19 protein-coding genes and 1 pseudogene are annotated in these 20,617 nt (G+C 34.6%); 13 read left to right on the top strand and 7 right to left on the bottom strand.

Annotation, left to right across the window (positions count from 1 at the left end; genetic code table 11):
- Positions 1 to 15 precede the first annotated feature (15 nt).
- The 4 genes from FHP04_RS11010 to FHP04_RS10995 all read right to left on the bottom strand — a co-directional run bounded on the left by FHP04_RS11010 (position 16) and on the right by FHP04_RS10995 (position 3,086).
- Positions 16 to 648: an NAD(P)H-dependent oxidoreductase gene (locus FHP04_RS11010; RefSeq protein WP_139856193.1), complete on the bottom strand. Its 633-nt coding sequence runs from the start codon at positions 646 to 648 to the stop codon at positions 16 to 18.
- 22 nt (positions 649 to 670) lie between these two features.
- Positions 671 to 1,483, bottom strand: a complete 813-nt coding sequence (locus FHP04_RS11005) for a type 1 glutamine amidotransferase domain-containing protein (RefSeq protein ID WP_246051421.1) — start codon at positions 1,481 to 1,483, stop codon at positions 671 to 673.
- A gap of 81 nt (positions 1,484 to 1,564) precedes the next feature.
- Positions 1,565 to 2,149, bottom strand: coding sequence for a Crp/Fnr family transcriptional regulator (locus FHP04_RS11000; protein ID WP_139856192.1), 585 nt, complete (start codon positions 2,147 to 2,149; stop codon positions 1,565 to 1,567).
- A 25-nt stretch (positions 2,150 to 2,174) separates the two neighbouring features.
- Positions 2,175 to 3,086 (bottom strand): helix-turn-helix transcriptional regulator, encoded by a 912-nt coding sequence (locus tag FHP04_RS10995; protein WP_139856191.1) that lies wholly within the window; start codon positions 3,084 to 3,086, stop codon positions 2,175 to 2,177.
- A 275-nt stretch (positions 3,087 to 3,361) separates the two neighbouring features.
- On the opposite strand from FHP04_RS10995, the gene hemA reads away from it, so the two are divergent.
- The 8 genes and pseudogenes from hemA (at position 3,362) to hemF (ending at position 10,259) form a co-directional block, all read left to right on the top strand.
- Positions 3,362 to 4,624: a glutamyl-tRNA reductase gene (hemA, locus tag FHP04_RS10990; RefSeq protein WP_139856190.1), complete on the top strand. Its 1,263-nt coding sequence runs from the start codon at positions 3,362 to 3,364 to the stop codon at positions 4,622 to 4,624.
- Positions 4,625 to 4,626: 2 nt separating this feature from the next.
- Entirely contained in the window at positions 4,627 to 5,541 is a 915-nt protein-coding gene (gene hemC / locus FHP04_RS10985; RefSeq protein WP_139856189.1) for a hydroxymethylbilane synthase, read from the top strand.
- Positions 5,542 to 5,559: 18 nt separating this feature from the next.
- Complete coding sequence (locus FHP04_RS10980; RefSeq protein ID WP_139856188.1) at positions 5,560 to 6,204, top strand: uroporphyrinogen-III synthase; 645 nt, start codon at positions 5,560 to 5,562, stop codon at positions 6,202 to 6,204.
- Positions 6,205 to 6,254: 50 nt separating this feature from the next.
- Positions 6,255 to 7,283, top strand: coding sequence for a uroporphyrinogen decarboxylase (hemE, locus tag FHP04_RS10975; RefSeq protein WP_139856187.1), 1,029 nt, complete (start codon positions 6,255 to 6,257; stop codon positions 7,281 to 7,283).
- Positions 7,284 to 7,766: a DUF6973 domain-containing protein gene (locus tag FHP04_RS10970; protein ID WP_139856186.1), complete on the top strand. Its 483-nt coding sequence runs from the start codon at positions 7,284 to 7,286 to the stop codon at positions 7,764 to 7,766. It abuts the gene before it with no gap.
- Between the two features lie 42 nt (positions 7,767 to 7,808).
- The gene (locus tag FHP04_RS10965; protein WP_139856185.1) at positions 7,809 to 8,582 is read left to right on the top strand and encodes an EI24 domain-containing protein; all 774 of its coding nucleotides are present in this window, start codon (positions 7,809 to 7,811) and stop codon (positions 8,580 to 8,582) included.
- A gap of 99 nt (positions 8,583 to 8,681) precedes the next feature.
- Positions 8,682 to 9,035 (top strand): annotated as a pseudogene (locus tag FHP04_RS14830) (transposase); the annotation flags it as partial.
- A 321-nt stretch (positions 9,036 to 9,356) separates the two neighbouring features.
- The gene (hemF, locus tag FHP04_RS14725; protein ID WP_246051423.1) at positions 9,357 to 10,259 is read left to right on the top strand and encodes an oxygen-dependent coproporphyrinogen oxidase; all 903 of its coding nucleotides are present in this window, start codon (positions 9,357 to 9,359) and stop codon (positions 10,257 to 10,259) included.
- Between the two features lie 139 nt (positions 10,260 to 10,398).
- On the opposite strand, the gene FHP04_RS10955 is transcribed toward hemF, so the two are convergent.
- Positions 10,399 to 13,053, bottom strand: a complete 2,655-nt coding sequence (locus FHP04_RS10955; protein WP_139856183.1) for a DEAD/DEAH box helicase family protein — start codon at positions 13,051 to 13,053, stop codon at positions 10,399 to 10,401.
- Between the two features lie 189 nt (positions 13,054 to 13,242).
- Here FHP04_RS10955 and hemB point away from each other — a divergent pair, with 189 nt between their 5' ends.
- The 5 genes from hemB to FHP04_RS10930 all read left to right on the top strand — a co-directional run bounded on the left by hemB (position 13,243) and on the right by FHP04_RS10930 (position 16,973).
- Positions 13,243 to 14,232, top strand: a complete 990-nt coding sequence (gene hemB, locus FHP04_RS10950; protein ID WP_139856182.1) for a porphobilinogen synthase — start codon at positions 13,243 to 13,245, stop codon at positions 14,230 to 14,232.
- A 135-nt stretch (positions 14,233 to 14,367) separates the two neighbouring features.
- Positions 14,368 to 14,727 (top strand): hypothetical protein, encoded by a 360-nt coding sequence (locus FHP04_RS10945; protein WP_139856181.1) that lies wholly within the window; start codon positions 14,368 to 14,370, stop codon positions 14,725 to 14,727.
- A gap of 82 nt (positions 14,728 to 14,809) precedes the next feature.
- A complete protein-coding gene (locus FHP04_RS10940; protein ID WP_139856180.1) occupies positions 14,810 to 15,280 on the top strand; it encodes a hypothetical protein in 471 nt (156 codons plus the stop codon).
- Between the two features lie 116 nt (positions 15,281 to 15,396).
- Positions 15,397 to 16,497, top strand: a complete 1,101-nt coding sequence (locus FHP04_RS10935) for a CNNM domain-containing protein (RefSeq protein ID WP_139856179.1) — start codon at positions 15,397 to 15,399, stop codon at positions 16,495 to 16,497.
- Positions 16,497 to 16,973 (top strand): methylated-DNA--[protein]-cysteine S-methyltransferase, encoded by a 477-nt coding sequence (locus tag FHP04_RS10930; protein ID WP_139856178.1) that lies wholly within the window; start codon positions 16,497 to 16,499, stop codon positions 16,971 to 16,973. The genes FHP04_RS10935 and FHP04_RS10930 overlap by 1 nt, the downstream gene beginning before the upstream one ends.
- Before the next feature lie 92 nt (positions 16,974 to 17,065).
- Here FHP04_RS10930 and FHP04_RS10925 read toward each other — a convergent pair whose 3' ends face one another.
- Positions 17,066 to 19,309, bottom strand: coding sequence for an inorganic phosphate transporter (locus FHP04_RS10925; RefSeq protein WP_139856177.1), 2,244 nt, complete (start codon positions 19,307 to 19,309; stop codon positions 17,066 to 17,068).
- Positions 19,310 to 19,386: 77 nt separating this feature from the next.
- Positions 19,387 to 20,601 carry an OprO/OprP family phosphate-selective porin gene (locus tag FHP04_RS10920; protein ID WP_139856176.1) on the bottom strand — a complete coding sequence of 405 codons (1,215 nt, stop codon included), beginning with the start codon at positions 20,599 to 20,601 and terminating at the stop codon, positions 19,387 to 19,389.
- Positions 20,602 to 20,617: the final 16 nt, after the last annotated feature.

The following is a 20,617-nucleotide window of genomic DNA, read 5'->3' as shown; positions in this document are numbered from 1 at the left end:
ACAATTAATCAGACTCTAACTTATCTCAGTTATAAATTCTTCTTTTGGAGTACGTACTTTTTTCATATTTACCAACCAGTCTTCCGATTCATCGCGGTAACCTAGCGTTAAAATAAGTGTACTCTTTAGACCTTGTTTCTTTAAGTCTAGAAGCTCATCTACAGTTTCAGGAGTAAATCCTTCCATAGGTGTAGCGTCAATTTTTTGCTCAGCTGCAGCTGCAATAGCCAAACCAAATGAAATATAAGCTTGTTTAGCAGCGTGATGTGCATGCCACTCTTGACTTAGTGGTTCGTACATACTCCAAAGGTTGTTTTTATATGCGTCCATAGTTTCAAGCGGTAATCCACGCTCATTCATTGTGTAATTGAAAACAGATTCTATTCTGTCTAAAGTATACCCATCCCAAGAAGCAAAAACTAAAACGTGTGAAGCATCCAAAATCTGACTTTGATCCCAAGCTGCTGGCTTTAATTTAAGTAATAACTCTTTATTAGTGATTACAAATATTTTATAAGGTTGAAGTCCAGAAGACGAAGGAGCTAATCGCGCTGCTTCTAATATATAATCAAGTTTTTCTTGTGGAATGGTTTCTCCATTCATTTTTTTAGTAGCATAACGCCACTTCAAATCTTCAATTAATTTCATATATCTATGGTTTTCTTAACTTTTACTTATTTAATTTTTCTAATAATTTCTCAGCAACTAATTCTGAAGATGCTGGGTTTTGACCTGTAATTAATAGTCCATCTTCAACTGCATAAACAGCCCAATCTTCACCTTTAGAATATTCTCCTCCATTTTCTTTCAACATGTCTTCAACTAAAAATGGAACAACATTGGTTAATTGTACTGCATCTTCTTCGCTATTAGTAAAACCTGTAACCTTTTTTCCTTTAACTAAAGGTGTGCTAACTGCTTTTTTAGTATTCTTGAATACTGCAGGAGCGTGACATACAGCTGCAATTGTTTTGTCGTTATTATAAAATGACTCTATAAGTGCAATAGAATTTTTGTCTTCAGCTAAATCCCATAACGGTCCGTGTCCACCAGGATAGAAAACAGCGTCGAAGTTTGCCTGATCTACTGTTTCTAATTTTACTGTGTTGGCAAGTATGGCTTGCGTTTCTTTATCCTTATAAAACCTTACCGTAGCTGGGGTTTGTGATTCCGGAGATTCGCTTTTTGGGTCTATCGGTGGTTGACCTCCTTTAGGAGAAGCTATTGTAATTTCAACACCTTTATCTTTAAGTAAATAATAAGGAGCAGCAAATTCTTCTACCCAAAATCCCGTTTTCTCTCCTGTATCTCCTAAATCGGAGTGACTTGTTAATACAAATAATACCTTTTTCATCTTTTCTTGTGTTAATGGCTTTAATTCTTCATTTGTTATCTCGTCTTTTTGTGAGTTTCCACAAGAAGAAGTTAACGAGGTGATTATCACCGTAAAAAGAATTAAATTCGGTTTAATGAATAACTTCATAGCCTTTAAACTCTATTCACTTATTTATAACAGCAAAGGTAGCGGGTAGAATTGTCAAAAAAATTGACCTATGGTAATAAATCAACCTTTTACTAGTTCTTTGCGAATTCGGCTAAGGCTTTGGGTGGTAATTCCTAGATAGGAAGCAATATGGTAGTTTTTTACGTTTTGCTCTATATTAGGATAGAAGTTTACAAAACTTAAATAACGCTCGGAGGCAGATTGAGCGAGATTAGAAATTATTCTTTTTTGAAAAGAGGCAAAGGCGCGCTCCATTTTTTTGCGAAAGAAAGATTCTAGCTTTGGAATCTTTAAATAAAGCAATTCCATGTCTTCCTTAGATATTTTAAAAAGTATAGCATCCTGAATACATTCAATATTCATTACTGCTTTGCTGCTGCTAAAAAATGCGGTGTAATCGCTAATCCACCAATCTTCTATTGCAAATTGAACCGTGTGTTCCTTCCCTTCTGGGTCTATATAATATGTACGTAAACATCCGTCTGCAACAAAGTATTGGTCGTAAACCTGCTGTCCAGCTTCTAGCAATAAACTGTGTTTTGGAAGATTTAGTTTTTTAAAACTTTGCGCTAGTAATTGTTTCTCTTCAAAAGTGAAAGTGAGATTTTTAAAGATAGTTTCTACTAGTTCAGTTTCAATAGACATTTAAAAACTTTAGTATTTAGGATGTTTAAACATTAAGACCCATTAAAAATTTCTTTGGAGTAGTGCCGAATTTCTTTTTAAATGCGGATATAAAATGACTTGAAGTACTATATCCTACTTTAAGTCCAACTTCGTTTACGTTATGTGATCCTGTAGCTAATAATTGACGTGCAACTTCCATTTTATAGTCGAATAAAAAACTAAACACCGAATCGCCGTAAATTTGCTTAAACCCTTCTTTTAATCTGTTAATTGGTAAATTAATTTCATCGGCAAGCTGTTGTAGGGTAGGTGGCTCAGCCATCCTAGAGATAATAATTTGCTTGGCCTGTTTAATTTTTGAAATATTCACTTCATCTGCTAAAAACGGACATTGCTCTATGTCGGCATCGGCAGGGCGATTAAAATATAAACTTAGCAACTCATAAGCTTTCCCTTTAAAATATAGAGGTTTTATAGTTGGGTGTAAGTTGTAATTCATCAATTGATTCAACACAATTGCCATAGAAGGTGAAATTGGACTGTCCTTATAATATTTCCGGTCTTTATTTTCTTCATTTAAGAAGGTGATATAATCGGCTTCCGTTGAAAAAAAACTGTGGAACTTATTAATAGGAAGCAATACTGAAAGCACCCAGGTGTTAGGGGTTACGTGCAAATCTAACGGTAAATCTCTTTGAGGGTTATATAGTAAAAGTGAGTTATTTTCTTTTATAGGTAGAACGTAGTTACCATTGTTGAATGAAAATGATGCCGCTCCTTTTATGCAAAAGTGAAATTGAATAAAGTTAGAACTTACTTCTCGCTTAAATATTTGATTATCATTAGTTTCGTTGTTGAATTTTAAAATGAAAAAACCAGTTTCAATTGCTATTTCTTCATAAAAACCTACCCCGTTTTCATGTAAACTTTGAGCGGTATTTTTTTGATTATTCATTTAAATATTGAATTGATTTATTTAGAATAGTTCTAAATAAAAATATGTTATATTTGTTGGGAAACCGCTAAATTAGGGCATTATATATGATAAATGTCATATTTTGATTAATTTTAACACGTAGCGATACAAAAGATACCGCTAGCGTTACTTTTTGAAAAAGTATGACAGTACATTTGCCTAGTTTTAAATATTATGCCTAAAAATTTTTTACATACTACAGAAATGAATAAGCTAGGCATCCTTAATTTCTATTTCTCAAATATTCTTTGTGGATGAAAAATAACTTAAAGTCATATTCTGGTGAAACCCTTGAGGGTCATTTTTACGCGATTGGACTAAACTATAAAAAAGCAGATGCCGAGATACGCGGTCATTTTAGTATTGATGATAATACAAAAAAGCAAATCTTAAAGCAAGCGAAAGAAAATGGAATTCCATCACTTACCGTTATTTCTACTTGTAATCGTACGGAGCTTTATGGTTTTGCACAACATCCATATCAGCTTATAAAGTTACTATGCGAATATACAAATGGTACTGTAGAAGAGTTTGAAAAAGTAGCCTATATTTATAAAAACCACGATGCCGTTTCGCATATTTTTACTGTTGGAACTGGATTAGATAGTCAGATTTTAGGAGATTTCGAGATTATTAGTCAGTTGCGTAATTCGTTTCGCGAGTCTAAAAAACACGATATTTTCAATCCATTTATGGAGCGTCTTGCAAATGCAGTTATTCAAGCAAGTAAGCGTATAAAAAATGAGACTAAAATTTCTTCAGGAGCAACATCTGTTAGTTTTGCCGCGGTGCAATACATTATGAAGATGGTTCCAGAGGTTTCAGAAAAAAATATTTTACTTTTCGGAACTGGAAAAATTGGTAGAAATACTTGTGAGAACTTAATAAAACACACAAAAAACGATCATATAACCCTTATAAACCGCACCAAAGAAACTGCTGAGAAAGTTGCAGGTAAATTTAATTTGGTGGTTAAGGATTATGCCGATATACAAAGTGAAATAGCGCAAACCGATATTCTTATTGTTGCAACAGGCGCACAACAGCCAACTATTTCAAAGGAACTTTTATATTTAAAAAGACCACTTTTAATTTTAGATCTTTCAATTCCTAAAAACGTTTCTGAAAATGTTTTAGAAAATGAATTGGTAACGCTAGTTCATTTGGATGAACTTTCAGCATTAACCGATGAAACGTTAGAACAACGTGCATCACAATTGCCAAAAGCGAGAAAGATTATTTCTGAAATTGAAAAAGATTTCAATAAATGGGCGGACAACAGAAAATTTGCTCCTACCATTAGAGCTTTAAAACTTAAGCTTGCTGAAATTAAAGAAGGTGAGATAGACTATCAAAGTAAAAAGATAGAAGGCTTTAATCAAGAACAAGCCGATATTATCAGCGATAGGCTAATTCAAAAAATTACTACACATTTTGTCAATCACTTAAAAGGCGAAGAAGGCTCTGCCGAAAGTATTGAACTAATTAGAAGAGTTTTCCAACTTGAAACTGCTTAGTCTTGAAAAAAACCATTCGAATTGGTACCCGCGATAGTGAATTAGCACTTTGGCAAGCCAATACTGTAAAATCTAAACTAGAAAATCTAGGTTATAAAACCGAGCTAATGCCCGTAAAATCAGAAGGAGACTTAGTCCTAGACAAGCCTCTTTACGAGATGGGTATTACTGGTATATTTACCAAAACGCTAGATGTAGCTATGATTAACGGTATTGTTGATATAGCTGTGCACAGTATGAAAGATGTACCTACTCTTTTACCTAAAGGAATAGTGCAAACTGCAGTATTAGAAAGAGCTACATCACAGGATATTCTAGTAGTTGAATCTGAGGTTGACTTTGAAAAACCTTGTACAATCGCAACTGGAAGTCTTCGAAGACAAGCACAATGGCTACACAGATATCCCAATCATAATTTGGTTGATTTACGCGGAAATGTAAACACCCGTTTACAGAAATTGAAAGACAATAAATGGGAGGGAGCAATTTTTGCTAAAGCAGGATTGGAAAGAATTAATGTGTTGCCAGGAAAATTCATCGACTTAGATTGGATGATTCCTGCGCCAGCACAAGGCGCGATGGTGATAGTTGCAATGGAGAACGATCCGTTTTCAATAGAAGCTACATCAAAATTGAATCATTCCGCTTCAGAAATATGCACCCATATAGAAAGAGAATTTTTAAATACTTTAGAGGGTGGGTGTACTGCGCCAATTGGTGCTTATGCTCAAATTATTGACGATGAGGTGATGTTTAAAGGATGCTTATTTTCTTTAGATGGAAAAGATATGCTTGAAATTGAAAAAAGGGTAAAAACATCAGATTATAAAAGATTTGGAAGAGAATGTGCTTTAAACATACTGTCTAATGGAGGAAAAGAATTAATGGCCGAAATTAAACAGCATACCAATAAATAGGCTGCTAATAATGTTGTAATGAAGAGCGTTCTGTCTACCAAAAAACTGAGCTTTTCCCAAAGGGAATTGTTGCTTAACGCAGGGATATCATTGGTAGAATACAACGCAATAAAAATCGACTTTATAGACTTTAAAGCGCCTTCTGAAATTGATAATGCTATAATTACGAGTCAAAACTCTGTAAGTGCTATTCAACATGCGAATATTAAAATTCAGAATTGCTATTGTGTAGGAGAAAAGACTAAGGCACTTTTAGAGAAAAATGGTCAAAAAGTGATCAAAATGACTGAATATGCTTCGGAATTAGCGCCATATTTAGTTGAAAATCATAAAAACGATCATTTTTATTTTTTCTGTGGAAATATAAGAAGCGACGTTATCCCTTCAGCTTTAAATGAAAATAATGTCTCTTTCGAAGAAATAAAAGTATACAATACAAGCTTACAACCAAAAAAGATTGAAAGACAATTTGATGCAATCATGTTTTTTAGTCCGAGTGGTGTAAGAAGTTATTTTAGAGAAAATAAAACTGAAGCCTTGGCTGTGTGCATTGGCACAACAACTGCTTCAGAAGCTAAAAATTACACAGATCATGTAGTTGTTTCAAACGCTACAATTGTTGAAAGTGTAATAGCGAAGACTGTAAAAATGTTACGAACTTAATATCTGTAAGCCTATGGGGTTAAATCTGTTAGGTTTATAATAATAATGCTATGATAAAAAACGATTTATTCTTAAAAGCACTTCGCGGAGAAACCGTGGAGCGTCCACCTGTATGGATGATGCGTCAAGCAGGAAGATATCTTCCGGAGTTTATGGAGATTAAAGAGAAATACGATTTCTTTACTCGTTGCCAAACTCCTGAACTCGCTAGTGAAATTACAGTACAACCTATCCGTCGCTACGGAATGGATGCTGCTATTTTATTTAGTGATATTTTGGTGATTCCACAGGCCATGAATATTCACGTAGAAATGAAACCTGGAATTGGCCCGTGGGTTCCAGAGCCAATCCGTTCTCAAAAAGATTTGGAACGCGTTATTGTACCAGATATTAATGACACACTTGGCTATGTAATGGAAGCTATTAAAATGACCAAGGAAAAATTAAACGATGAAATTCCATTGATTGGTTTTGCTGGAAGTCCATGGACAATTTTATGCTACTGTGTGCAAGGTCAAGGAAGTAAGAATTTTGACAAAGCAAAAGAGTTTTGTTTTACACAACCAGTTGCTGCACACGAATTGCTTCAGAAGATTACTGATACTACAATTTTATACTTAAAAGAAAAGGTAAAAGCAGGTGTTAATGCTGTTCAGGTTTTTGATAGTTGGGGTGGAATGCTTTCACCAACCGATTATCAAGAATTTAGTTGGAAATATATTCAACAGATTATCGACGCATTAAAAGATGAATCTCCAGTTATTGTATTTGGAAAAGGATGCTGGTTTGCCTTAGATGTAATGGCTAAAAGTGGTGCTTCTGCATTAGGTGTAGATTGGACTTGTTCTCCTAAAAACGCTAGATACCTAACAGGAGGAAACATTACCCTACAAGGTAACTTTGATCCGACTAGACTTTTCAGTCCGCCGTCTGAAATTAAAAAGATGGTGAAACAGATGATTGATGAGTTTGGAAAAGATCGTTATATAGTAAATTTAGGACACGGTATTTTACCTAATATTCCAATTGAGAATGCAGGTGCTTTTATAGAAGCTGTAAAAGAATACAAACAAGATTAAATGCTTTGGCGAATTTTTAATAGATTAGATTTCAAGCAACTCTTTGGGTTGCTTGGTCTTTTTATTAGAAATCCGTTTTATGGAATTCCAACCATTTTTGCCACCAAAAATTGTATGCTTATTGCACAGAAAGAATATGGCAATACGCATCATTTAAATAATCCGGCAAATGCATTTAGGCACGCCCTCTGGGTGATATTGATAATCCGAAGATGCTTAAAGTGGAGGAGGGATGAGGAAAAAGCAAAAGCTTGGGCTAAAAAGTTCACCGATTGGCACGAGGATTTCTCACCTAACGAACCATTAGATAGAGCCATGGATATCCATAATAATTTAATGGGAATTATTTTTTATGAAGAAATAAAGAATAAAAGCGAGGAAGAAATTGTAACTTTTTTGAAACAAAAAGCAGAGGAAGCGGCAAAGATTGAAACTGTTGAAGAGGTTGAGAGATTTGATGATAAGTTGGTCTATATAGCCTAGTTTGTCATTATAGTTATTCTGCAACGTTTGAAACTCAAAACTATGATTAAAAACATTCTAAGAGGCATAAGAGCATACGTTGGAACTTTCAAGCTTATAAGTAAACTTGGGCTTTGGAAGTACTTTGGAGTGCCGATGGCAATTAGTTTTTTTACGGCAATCTTAATTGCGTTTTCAGCTTGGGGTTTAAGTGATAATCTTGGTGCATTTATATCAAAAGTTTGGTTTTGGGAATGGGGAGCGGAGACTTTTAAAACGATAAGCGAATTTATAGGAGCCTTAATTATCATTGCACTTGGGCTTATTCTTTATAGGCATATTGTAATGGCACTTAGTGCACCTTTTATGAGTCCTGTTTCAGAAAAAATTGAAAAGCATTTATACGGGGTGGACAACATAGACCACTCGCATAGAAACACAACCAATGCGGGGCAATTATGGCGAGGAATTCGACTAAATGTCCGAAACTTATTGATGGAGTTAATGATTACCATACCTATAATTCTAATCGGTTTTATCCCTGTAATTGGAATAGCATCATCAATTTTGTTGTTTTTAATACAGAGTTATTACGCAGGCTTTGGAAATATGGACTATACGTTAGAGCGACATTTTAAATATGCTGAAAGCATTCAATTTGTTAAGAAAAACCGAGGTTTGGCAATAGGAAACGGTATTGTATTTATGCTTGTACTATTAATTCCTGTGGTTGGAATTATCTTGGTTTTACCTCTTTCAGTAACCGCAGCAAGCACAGAAACTTTAAAAGTTTTGGAAAACCAAAAAACAACTCAAAGGGTGTCTAATATACTGTAACTCGTCTGCGTTTTGGTAAGGTTTTGAAACCATCCTGCAAGGTCTCTAAGACATCCTGCAAGGTCTCTAAGACCTTGTAGGTATTAAAAACGAAGGATTATGAAACTAGAAACAATTGAACAATCACATTACTACCATATTTACAATCGAGGTATTAATGGGGAGAATATTTTTAAGACTGAAGAAAACAAACGCTATTTTCTTCAATTATTTGGAAAATATGTTGCTCAGAATGTTGAAGTTTTTGGTTATTGTTTAATGGATAATCACTTCCATTTTCTTATTCAAGTTAATTCGAAACCGGAAGAATTTACTAAGAGTATTTCCGATTTTTTCAATGCTTATGCAAAGGCATTCAATAAATTTGCAGGACGTACGGGAAGCTTATTTGAAAAGCATTTTAAAAGAATAAAGGTTAAGGATGAAAACTATATAAAGTCTCTTTTAATTTATATTCATAATAATCCTAAAGAAACACAGGATATTACAAAGTATAAGTTTTCCTCTTTTCATCATTATTTAAATCTAAGTCAACCAGAATATTTTAAAATTTCAAAAGATTATATAGTTAACACTCTTTTTGAATCTATAGAAAATATGGCGTATTCACATAATAAAGAAATACTTGCAGGAGAAGACCTACAAGGAGCCCCCGCAGAAAAGGCGGGGGAACATCTTGCAGGAAATAGTCAGATTCAAAATAATTTTGACTTACCCGGCGATAACAACAAAAGCAACTGTTTTGTGGACCCAAACTCCCAAACTAAAAAGAATATGAAAGAACAATTTGTAGCCTACATAAAAAATTTACAAAACGAAATAACTTCAGCCTTAGAGTCAATAGACGGTAAGGCGAAGTTTCAAGAAGATAAATGGATTCGCAAAGAAGGCGGTGGCGGCCGAACTCGCGTGATTGAAAACGGAAATGTTTTTGAAAAAGGAGGAGTTAATATTAGTGAAGTACACGGGAAATTACCTGAAAGTATGCAGGCGTATTTCGGAGTAAAAGACGCAGATTTTTTTGCTTGTGGCTTGAGCTTAGTACTACACCCAAAAAACCCAATGGTACCAACAGTACATGCAAACTGGCGCTATTTTGAAATGTACGATGCTGCAGGAAATATTGTAGATAGTTGGTTTGGTGGAGGACAAGACTTAACACCTTACTACTTATTTGAAGAAGACGCAGCACATTTTCACAAGGTGTGCAAAACAGCTTGCGACAAACATAATAGTGAGTTTTATTCGACGTACAAAAAGCGTTGCGACGAATATTTTTGGAATTCTCATCGCGATGAAGCTCGTGGAGTTGGAGGCTTGTTTTTTGATTATTTAAAGAAGACCGATGAGATGAATATGAAAGACTGGTACAATTTTGTAACCGAAGTTGGTAATAGTTTCTTAGATTGTTATCTGCCGATTGTTGAAAAGAGAAAAGACCTTTCATATTCTGAAGAAAATAGAACTTGGCAAGAAATTCGTCGTGGGCGTTATGTTGAGTTCAACTTAGTTCACGATAAAGGAACTTTGTTTGGATTAAAAACCAACGGTCGTATAGAGAGTATTTTAATGAGTTTACCGCCACACGTTCAATGGAAGTACGATCATCATCCAGAGGCGGGGAGTGAAGAAGAAAAGCTTGTTGAGGTATTAAGAAACCCTAAAGAGTGGGTTTAATCTGCACAGCCATTTTCTTGATTGTCCAGAAACTTTCTTTTGCAGACTAGTTTTCTTCACAGCGATACAAATATCACTGTTCCTGCAAGGGAGTCCCAGATCATAAGTGAATTAGCTTCGCCTTTGCAGGGAACTACCATCACTTCCATATCAACGACTTTTTTGATTTTAGGTTGTTCCCATGCTGAAAATAATGAAAGCGGGCTTTTAACAATAGTTTTCTGCCTATAGCATTTCTAGTAAAAGTGAGTTCTGCCTTTCCATTGTATTTTTTCCAATGTCTGAAGAATAAATCTGCATCCTTTTTCCTTTCGGCAAATAGCTTTGGAACGCTGTAATAATTGGCAAGCCCCAATTTATTTCTAAACCAGCCAGATTGACTAACAATATAGCGCGGATTTTCAACAGGAGATATAATTTCTTCAAGGTAATCTGTAAAAAGCCAACTTTCTTTAACTGTGGCACCTTGTAAAAAACAGCTTATTTCCGTTTGATTAATATTTTCAATTACAACTTCAATTTCGGTTGCGGCAGATTTTATAATCTGTTTTTCAATCATAGCTGCTTTTAAGGCATTTGCCATTTTTTTCAACTGTTTATCTCTTCTGCCATATTTAAGATATAATTTGAGTGCTTTAAAAGTTTTTGGGACAAATATTAAAACAATTCCGCTTCCTACGGCATAGAAGAAATAAAGAAATCCACGTGAAACTAAGGTGAAAAAGTTTTTTAAAAAAAGTTCAGGAATGGTAATTGCCATTAATACTGAAATTTCGACAAAGGCATATTTCACTAAATCTCTATAATAATACTTTTTTGGTTTTGTGGAAGTTGTTTTGGATTCAAAATCTAGCTTCAACTCTCGAATCAATATGTTTCCCTTTTCTAGCGCTTTATCCCATCTTTTCTTTACGTTGGGGCGATTTAATGCCAAAGAGCACATTTTCTCATTTAAAACTTCTACTTCTGAGAGCGCCCTGGTTATTTTAAAACGGGAAATACCGTTTTGTATATAAGGTTGTCTTTCAAGAGAAATTCCGCAGAAGGCATTAAACCTTCGGGTTAACGTTTCTAAATCGGCACCGCCAATATTACTAGTGGGATCCACGCAAGCAAGATGCCAGATGTTTGCTACTTTTTCGGGTTTTAAAGGGTTTATGCGAAGTGCCCGACCGCGCATTTGATTGGAGGTTACAAAGGAGCCAACATATGAGGCTAGAATGAGTGTATTAATTGCTGGTGCATCCCAGCCTTCACCCAATAACGATTTCGTGCCAACAACGACTTGAATAAATCCATCTTCAAATAGTTGCGTTATAGCGCCTATTATTTGCTTTTTTCCGTATAATGTTGGCTTGATAATAATATACTCTGTGTCCCATAAAATGGATTGAGTGAAAGCATTTCTAGATATATTAGAGGTTAATTCATTCAACACCGAATTGTGAATTAAAATCAACGAGCCAGTAAGTACGGCTAATTTACTTTTTTGAAGTTTTAAAGAATCGTCGTTCTTTATGTTGTTTCGAAGATGCTGAAAGATAGGAACTACCCCCATTTTGTTGATATCTGAAAGCGTCTCACCATATTTAAAATCGAGATACTCTTTTCTGATATAGTCTGAAAGAACTACCATTCTCAGTGAATTCCCTAAGTTTTCACTTTCTATCTTCGTGATTTCAACAATACTCCTAAGCTTTGAAGGACTTTGGGAGAGGGAACGATACAGATTGCCTTCGCCAACAAGATTAATCCGTTGTTTATCGAAAGCACCAATTTTTCGCAGCTTCTTTTCAAGGGTATTTAGCAGAGTTTCATTATCAATATAAACCTCTCTATTATCAACTAAAAGGGGTTGCAGTAAAGCTTCAACCCACTCATAAGTAAATGAAGGGAAGGTGATGTTTTTTGGGTTCACCCCTAATACTTCAATTTTTTCTGAAGGAATTTCAAAATCAATCGAATTTAAGTATATAAGCATCGCCGAATAGAAATCTGGATGTTCGTAAATAGCTTCTAGTAAATTTTCAGTATTCTCATAAAATGGATGCTTCAGAATAAAGTTTTTAAAATCTTCATCTGCTTTTAACCATGAAACAAAGGCTAGTATCTGCTCGCGATATTTGATTATATATCGAATTTGTTCTTCATCCGGTAGCGAAAAATAAATATAATCCTGATGTGGGCATATGTTCCCTTCCTTTACCAATTCTGGTAAGCCGATTTCCATATCTATAGGACCACACAATTTAAAATAGTTGGCTATCTCATTGGCTTCACTGTCATATGGTGGGGTTGCGGTCAGAGAAATTACAGTGCAATCTGGAAGTTGTTTTAAACTAATTAGGGGTTTCCACCATTCCTTTTTTAGATGGTGCGCCTCGTCTAAAAGAAGATTTTCGATTCCACATTTCTGAAAAAAATTAAGCAATTTAGTATCAGAACTTTCCATTTCATTCTTATAAAAAGAATGTAAAGATTGATACGTAGAAAAGGTAAGTGTTTTTGGGTTTTTTAAGTTGAAGGAAACTTGTATTGAATGTTCACCGTTTACAAAACATTCTAACATTCGCTCGTACCATTGATTACGAATTGTTAAAGTGGGGGATAAAATGAGTGTCTTTTTGTTTATTCTGCGTACCATTTCTAACCCCAAAACAGTTTTTCCAGCGCCAGGAGGCGCTACTATATGCAAATGTTTATCTTCTATATGCATTTCGAAATCTTCCAAAAAACGCGCTTGATAGCTTCGCCAGGTAAATTTGAATAGTAGGGATGAGGATAGCGTGTTCAATATATGGAAGGCTCAGATTATAGTAGTAAATTTGCAACGCTAAAAATAAAGTATTTTAACGAGTTTAAAATATCATGTAAAATATGGTTTTTGGTAGAATAATTTTGCGGATTTGATTTTTAAATCGGCGATTTTAGATTTATCAAACAATCTAAAAATTCAAGTCTAAAATTTAAAATCTAAATAGATATGTATCCATTAAGAAGAAACAGAAGATTGCGAACTAGTGAAAGTATGAGAAGTTTAGTTCGCGAAACAATTTTAAGTCCGAATGATTTTATCGTTCCGCTTTTTGTTGTTGAAGGGAAAGGTGTTAAAGAGGAAATTGCCTCAATGCCAAATTACTATAGGTTGAGTTTAGATTTGCTTGAAAAAGAGGCAAAGGAACTATGGAAGCTTGGGTTAAAGTCGGTTTTGCTTTTCGTAAAAGTTGATGATAAATTGAAGGATAACACCGGAAAAGAGGCATTAAACCCTGATGGGTTGATGCAACGTGCTATTAAAACAGTTAAAAATGCTGTACCTGAAATGCTTGTAATGACCGATGTGGCATTAGATCCATTTTCAGCCTATGGCCACGATGGAATTGTATCTGAAGGAATAATTCTTAACGATGATAGTAGTGCCGTTTTAGCCGAAATGTCACTTAGTCACGCTCAGGCAGGTGCCGATGTTATTGCACCTAGTGATATGATGGACGGACGTATTTTTGAGATTAGAACCTTATTGGAAGATGAAGGTTTCCACAATACCGGGATTATGGCTTATAGCGCTAAATACGCGTCTGCATTCTACGGTCCATTTAGAGACGCACTAGATTCTGCTCCAGTAGATTTAAAAAATATTCCAAAGGATAAAAAAACGTATCAAATGGATTTTGCGAACCGCGAAGAAGCTATTCGTGAAACCATAATGGATATTGAAGAAGGAGCAGATATTGTTATGGTAAAACCTGGGCTTTGCTATTTAGATATTGTTCGTGAAATTAAGAATGAGGTAAATGTTCCTGTGGCAGTTTATCAAGTTAGTGGAGAATATTCTATGTTAAAAGCTGCAGCTGAAAAAGGTTGGTTAGATCACGATGCAGTTATGATGGAGCAAATTACAGCTATAAAAAGAGCTGGAGCCTCTATGATTGCAAGTTACTTTGCTAAAGACGTTGTGAAGATTATTTCATAGCTTGAACCTCATAAGATAATAGGAGCGATGTTTTTTAGATTATAGTCTAAAAAACATCGCTCTTAATATTTTAGTGGATTTAATAATTAGCAAAAATTTAAATTTTCGAATTCAATTTTAGATTACATTTGTTTAGTGAAATTTGCAAAAAAACATATAAATACATTCTTAATTACGATTGCCACTTTTTTGGTATTCGGGAATGTTGCTATTGCAAGTGAAGTACTTTCGACTACAGATAAAGCTGTTGTTGTTTCTCAGTTTCAACAAGATGATAATAGCAAGCCTTTTGAAATTAATAAGGTATCAATAGGAGAGGCTTCTCAAACTATCACCCAAAATGAATCTTCGAATGCAGGTTTGACCGGACTTTTTTATTCTAATAAAGAGTTTCCAAATACCTGTAATTCTTCAGTTATTAAATGTTCTTTTTCTTTAAAGGACAAACGTGAACTGATTTTTCAATATCTCTTTCCATTTCATTTCTTCTGGTAATTTTTGGATAATTAATTCGTCTGGTTTGAATTGATTTTCAAGCCATTATTTATTCAATTTATTCATCTAAAAATTATCTATTATGGAAATAAGTGCATCCCTAATTGGGCTAATAATATTATTGTTGATAGCTGTACCTGTAGGCTATATGATTGTAAACGCATCAGGACTTGACAGAAAAGTAAAAAAAACTATCAATTCCCTTTCTGAAAAAAATGGAATTAGGTTAGACAATTTAGAAATCCTCGGAAATGTAGTGATTGGTGTTGATCCTAACACTAATAAAATGGTTTATTCTACTAAGAAAAATCCAGTAGCCGATTTTACTATTGTAAATATGGAGGAGGTAAAAGCTTGTCGAGTGAAGAGTATAAAGCAAACCGAAAAAACATTAGATTGGGTTGGGCTTGAAATTATTAAAAACACCGGCAGTAAAGAAATAACATTTTACAACGAATACGATGATGAGGAACTAAGTACAGACCCATATATTAGTTTGCAAAACGCTAAACGTTGGGAAAATACATTAAGACCGTTATTAAAGGCTTCTTAAACATAATTCATTTAAAACCGCCCAATGAGGCGGTTTTTTTTATGTAATTAACAAGACCTTATCGTTAATAACGTTTATAAATCTTTATTTTTATCAAAAAAAATATTCATCTATATATGACGTTATTAATAGTTTATGCGGTTTTATCGATATTATTTTCATTCTTATGCTCTATTTTAGAAGCAGCATTGTTGAGTTTCACTCCTACGTTTTTACGAATGAAAACCAAAGAAGGAAAAGGTTATGCAAAAACACTCACCAATTTCAAGAAGGATATAGATAAGCCTTTAATAGCAATACTTACTATCAACACAATTGCTCATACTGTGGGTGCAATCTTGGTGGGAGTACAAGCAGAAAAACTACCGTATAAAGTGGAGGTTTTTGGAATGAATATAGTTGGAATTGTTTCAGCTATAATGACAATTTTAATTCTTATAGTTTCAGAAATAATCCCAAAGACAATTGGAGCTACATACTGGAAGAGTTTAGGCTCTTTTACAGCTATGTTTTTGAAGATAATAATTTTCCCTTTAAAGTATACGGGAATACTTTGGCTATTGATGATTGTGACCAAAATGGTTGGAAAATCAGCTCATGTAAGTACTATGAGTCGTGAAGAATTTATGGCGATTACCGATGCTGCCGAAGAAGAAGGTGTTTTTGAAGAAAATGAGACTACGGTAATTAAAAATCTTTTGGTTTTTAAAAGTGTACAAGCAAAAGATGTAATGACACCATTTCCTGTTGTAACCTTAGAAGATGAAAAAATGACTCTTCAAAAATTTCATGAATCAAATAAAAATCTAAGATTTTCAAGAATCCCTGTCTATAAAGATAAAACGCATAACATTACCGGTTTCGTGCTAAGAGATGATGTTTTAGAAGAAATCGTTGAAGAGCGTGGCGACAAGTTATTAAGCGATATTAGGAGAGAAATATTTATGGTTTCGGCAGAAAAACCAATTCCAGATTTGTTTGAGACGTTTATTAAGCAACGTGTTCATATCGCTGCGGTAGTGGACGATTTTGGCAATACTATTGGGGTAGTTACTATGGAAGACATCATAGAAACTCTTTTAGGTCTCGAAATCATGGACGAGAGTGATAATATTGAAGATTTACAACTACAAGCCCGAAAGAACTGGGAAAAACGAGCTAAGCGAATAGGAATTCAAATTAATGATATTGACAAACCTCAAGATAATTCGGAGTAATGCACACAGTTTTTACGCAATCTCCAATTGGAGTTATAGAAATTGTAGGGAATTCAGAAGGAGTATCGTCCATACTTTTTAAGGATGATGATTCCTTAGCTATTTCAGAAAATATTCCAAAGGAATTAAATGATGTGGTTACTCAACTTCAAGAATATTTTGAAGGTAAACGTTCAACCTTTAATGTGAAAATTACTCCAAAGGGTACAGATTTTCAAAAACGTGTTTGGAACGAACTTTTAAATATTCCTTTTGGGAAAACACTTAATTATCAGCAAATAGCAAATAAACTTGGCGATCCCAAAGTTATAAGAGCTGCAGCTTCAGCAAATGGTAAAAATCCAATTTCGATTATTATTCCCTGTCATCGAGTAATTGGGAGTGATGGATCCTTAACGGGTTATGCTGGCGGACTACATCGTAAGAAATGGTTGTTAGAACACGAAAATCCTTGGCAACAACAATCTTTATTTTAGTTAAAAACGGTACGATTTAAATAGGTGATAAAAAAAACCCCTCAGTAATGACAGAAAGTTTTACCGAGGGATTTTTATTTAAAAGCGATGAATTACGCTTTTTTATAACTTGAGTGATACTCCTCCATCAAGTTCATCAAGGCTTTCACTAAGTCTTTTGTTTCTAGCAGTAAGCTGAAATACAAAGTAGTGTTTTTCGGGCTAGATTCTTCAGTTCTGGTTCGGGCAATTTGCTTTTCAATCTTGTTTGAAAGACTAGCGTAAACTTCCTCTTTTCTATTTAAAACTTGACCAATACGTTCAAATTCTTTCTTGTCGAATATATCTTCAATTTCATTTAATAAGCCCTCAAGATGTCTATCAACTTCTTGTAGGTCTTTAATTTGGTTGAAACGAAGTGCTTTGTGGTTGTTGTTAACGTGCTTGTAACTTGCTTTAGAAATGAATTCTAACGACTGAGCGATATCCGTTAAATAACCTAAGATAATGATGTAGAAATTACTTCCACGAACACTTGTATCGTCAAGATTTTTAATGAAATAGAATAAGTTATCTCGCAATTCTTCTACCTCATCATTTAACTTTGAAACACCTTTTTTACTCTTCTTTAGTTTCTTAGTGTCTTGTTTTGCAAGGCCTCGCAACATATCGGTGTAAATCTTGTTTGAGCGAGAAACAACATTACTAATGTTTTCAGCACTTTCTTGAATAATACCTTGAACAGTTTTACTTTCGGTTTTCTTTAAACCTGTTTTATTCATCTTAAGCTTAGCCTTATTTTTGTGAGAAATGTAGTTTCTAACCAACAATAAAATAGCTAATAGAAGAAGTACAGCAATCATAGTTCCCCTTCCTATAAAAATTAAGTAAGTTAAGGTTCCTGCTGCAGTAAATGCAACGAAGGCAGTAAAGAACCATCCTCCAATAACATTTAGTACACCTGCAACGCGGTAAACAGCACTTTCACGACCCCAAGCTCTGTCTGCTAAGGATGTACCCATGGCAACCATAAAAGTTACGTAAGTTGTGGATAGAGGAAGCTTCATTGAAGTAGCAGTAGCAATTAATATACCTGCAACAACAAGGTTAATAGAAGCACGAATCATATCAAAAGCAGGCATCTCGTATGCTTTGTGTTTTGGTAATTCAATTACTGGCTTCTCAAAGCGCTTATCTATTTTCTCCTGCATTGATTTTGGAAGAATATGTTCAAAATATGTAGCTAAATAAGTGCTAGATTTAACTAAAAACCTTGATAACATATTAGGGCTAAATTTCTCATGACCATCTCCTTGACGTGCTAAATCGATCTCTGTATCAGATACCGTTCTTGCTTTTTTAGAGAACCATAATGTTAAAACCATAATTGCTCCTGCAGCAAACAATAAAAATGGTTCTGCAGGTACTGCTGTTTCAAGACTTGTCATTGCATATGCAGAAGCATCAACGCCAGATGTAGACCAATCTATATAACTGTGGTAAGCGGCCATTGGCACACCAATAAAGTTAACCAAATCGTTACCAGCAAATGCTAGAGCAAGACTGAAACTCCCTACTGCAATTACTATTATCAGGATGCTTTTTTTGGTAACCATCATAAATAGTTGCGAGAATACAGTCCAAATAATAAAGCTTATACCTATAATTAAAGCTGTATTACTTTCAACTACTCCTTTAAAACTACTGTAAAAAGGTGTACTTTTTAGTCCTTTCATAAAAATAAAGTAGCTAATTGCAGTTAAAGCAATCCCTCCAAAAATAGCTCCGAAATATTTCATCTTTTGCTCTATATGGAAGGTGAAAATTAATCGAGATAGGTATTGTACTATCGCCCCGACCGTAAAGGCAATGACGACGGAGAGGAGAATTCCCACAATAATTTCAACAGCTTTCTCAGTGTTTATATACTTTGAAAGTGAAGAGATTGTTTCGGCATCGTTATGGCCAATTTTTATAAGCGCCATAATTACTGCGGCTCCTAATAATTCAAATACAATTGATACCGTTGTAGATGTAGGTAAACCAATGGTGTTGAAAAAATCCAGCAGTAAGATATCGGTAATCATTACGGCCATAAAGATGATCATAATTTCATCAAAATAGAATTCCCCGGGGACGAAGATTCCTTTTCGGGCGACTTCCATCATTCCGCTTGAAAATACGGCTCCAATAAAGATTCCCAAACTGGCTATAATTAATATTCCTTTAAACGGAATAGCTTTTGAGCCAATTGCAGAGTTTAAAAAGTTTACAGCGTCATTACTTACACCCACAACTAAATCTGCTATGGCTAAAGCAACAAGTGCAACTATCATTAATAAATAAATATTGTCCATTTTTGTCGATTATTAAATTGGTGCAAATTTCCTATATAAAAAAGGAGTGTTTGTTACCAAATTGTTAACTATGCAATTTAAAATTCAATTTGTAATCTTCCTTGTAAATAATTTCCTTGGCCTTTACCTTCAATATCCGCCCAAACATAATTTAGCATCAATCGCGTAACTGGATTTGGATACCAATTAAGTGCTAAGGCGATATCTTTTTGATTTCCACCAAGAACTGATTTATCGGTTAAGTCTGTTTCAGAATACCGTAATGCTACTTCCCAAGCTCCTGCGCCTTTGCCATTTCCACCGAAGTTTTTGTTAGGTGTTACCCTGTCAAAACCGGCATAAGACCCTTTGAATTTCTTGCTTTCTCCTGTTAAAAAATAACTGAATTCCCCATAATAATTTGAAAATTTATAAGTTCTGGAGTAGGTATTTACCGATGCTGTTAAGTACTCTCCTTGGAATGAAAAGGCTCCATGTACGTACGCGGATTCAAAATTTTTAAGTCCCACATAGTCTAAGTTTTCAATTGGGCCTGTAGCCAGGTATTTAGGAGCTAGGTGTACCCCTGGTCTAACAGAAACGCTATATTCCTTGCTTTTTGGGTTTCTATAGCTGTAAGCTGCTCCTAAATGCAATAGGTGGTTTTTCTCTTCTTCATTAATTACTAATCCAGTAACTCTTCCCCCAATTACATAACCGTCATCTGCAAAAACATCATTGCTGTTATTGTCGGCATTTCTAAAAGCTCCAAATTGTGCGGATAAACGTCGGTTTAAAAAATCGTTGGATAGAAGAATACCGTTATTGCGAACTTGTGCAAAATCTATATTTTGAGCTGGCTCTAAAAATGTTGTGTATTTACTACTGTTTATTGCAGAAAGTCGAAGAGGTTCTTTAAAATGTCCGACCGTTACTTTCCCGACTATTGGAATGTTTTTGAATCCGATGTAAACATCTTTTAACGATACTTGATCTCCAGCAAAATCTACTTGAAACTTAAAAAAGGTGTTCTTATAAATATCTCCTGAAAAATAAAGTCTAGCACGGCGAATTTCCGTTCCACTTTTTGATGTTAATGGTCCAAAACTTTCGTTTAGTTCGCTGCTCTGAAACAAATAAGCGTGGTCGACCATTATTCGACCGCCAAATTTTAGGGAGAATTGATTGTTTTGACTATTGAGTTTGAAGCCGTTTTCCCATTTAAAAGTAAATGGATTGCCTGATTCTTCTTGAGCAGACACAACTGAACAGAAAAGTACCAAGAAGCTAATTAATAAGCACTTGTGTGGCATTAAGAAATCAATTTTT

The sequence above is a fragment of the Aequorivita sinensis genome (assembly GCF_006346335.1).
Lineage (GTDB): Bacteria > Bacteroidota > Bacteroidia > Flavobacteriales > Flavobacteriaceae > Aequorivita > Aequorivita sinensis.
The sequence above is the reverse complement of the archived record's forward strand: the minus strand, read 5'-3'. Positions and strand labels throughout refer to the sequence as shown.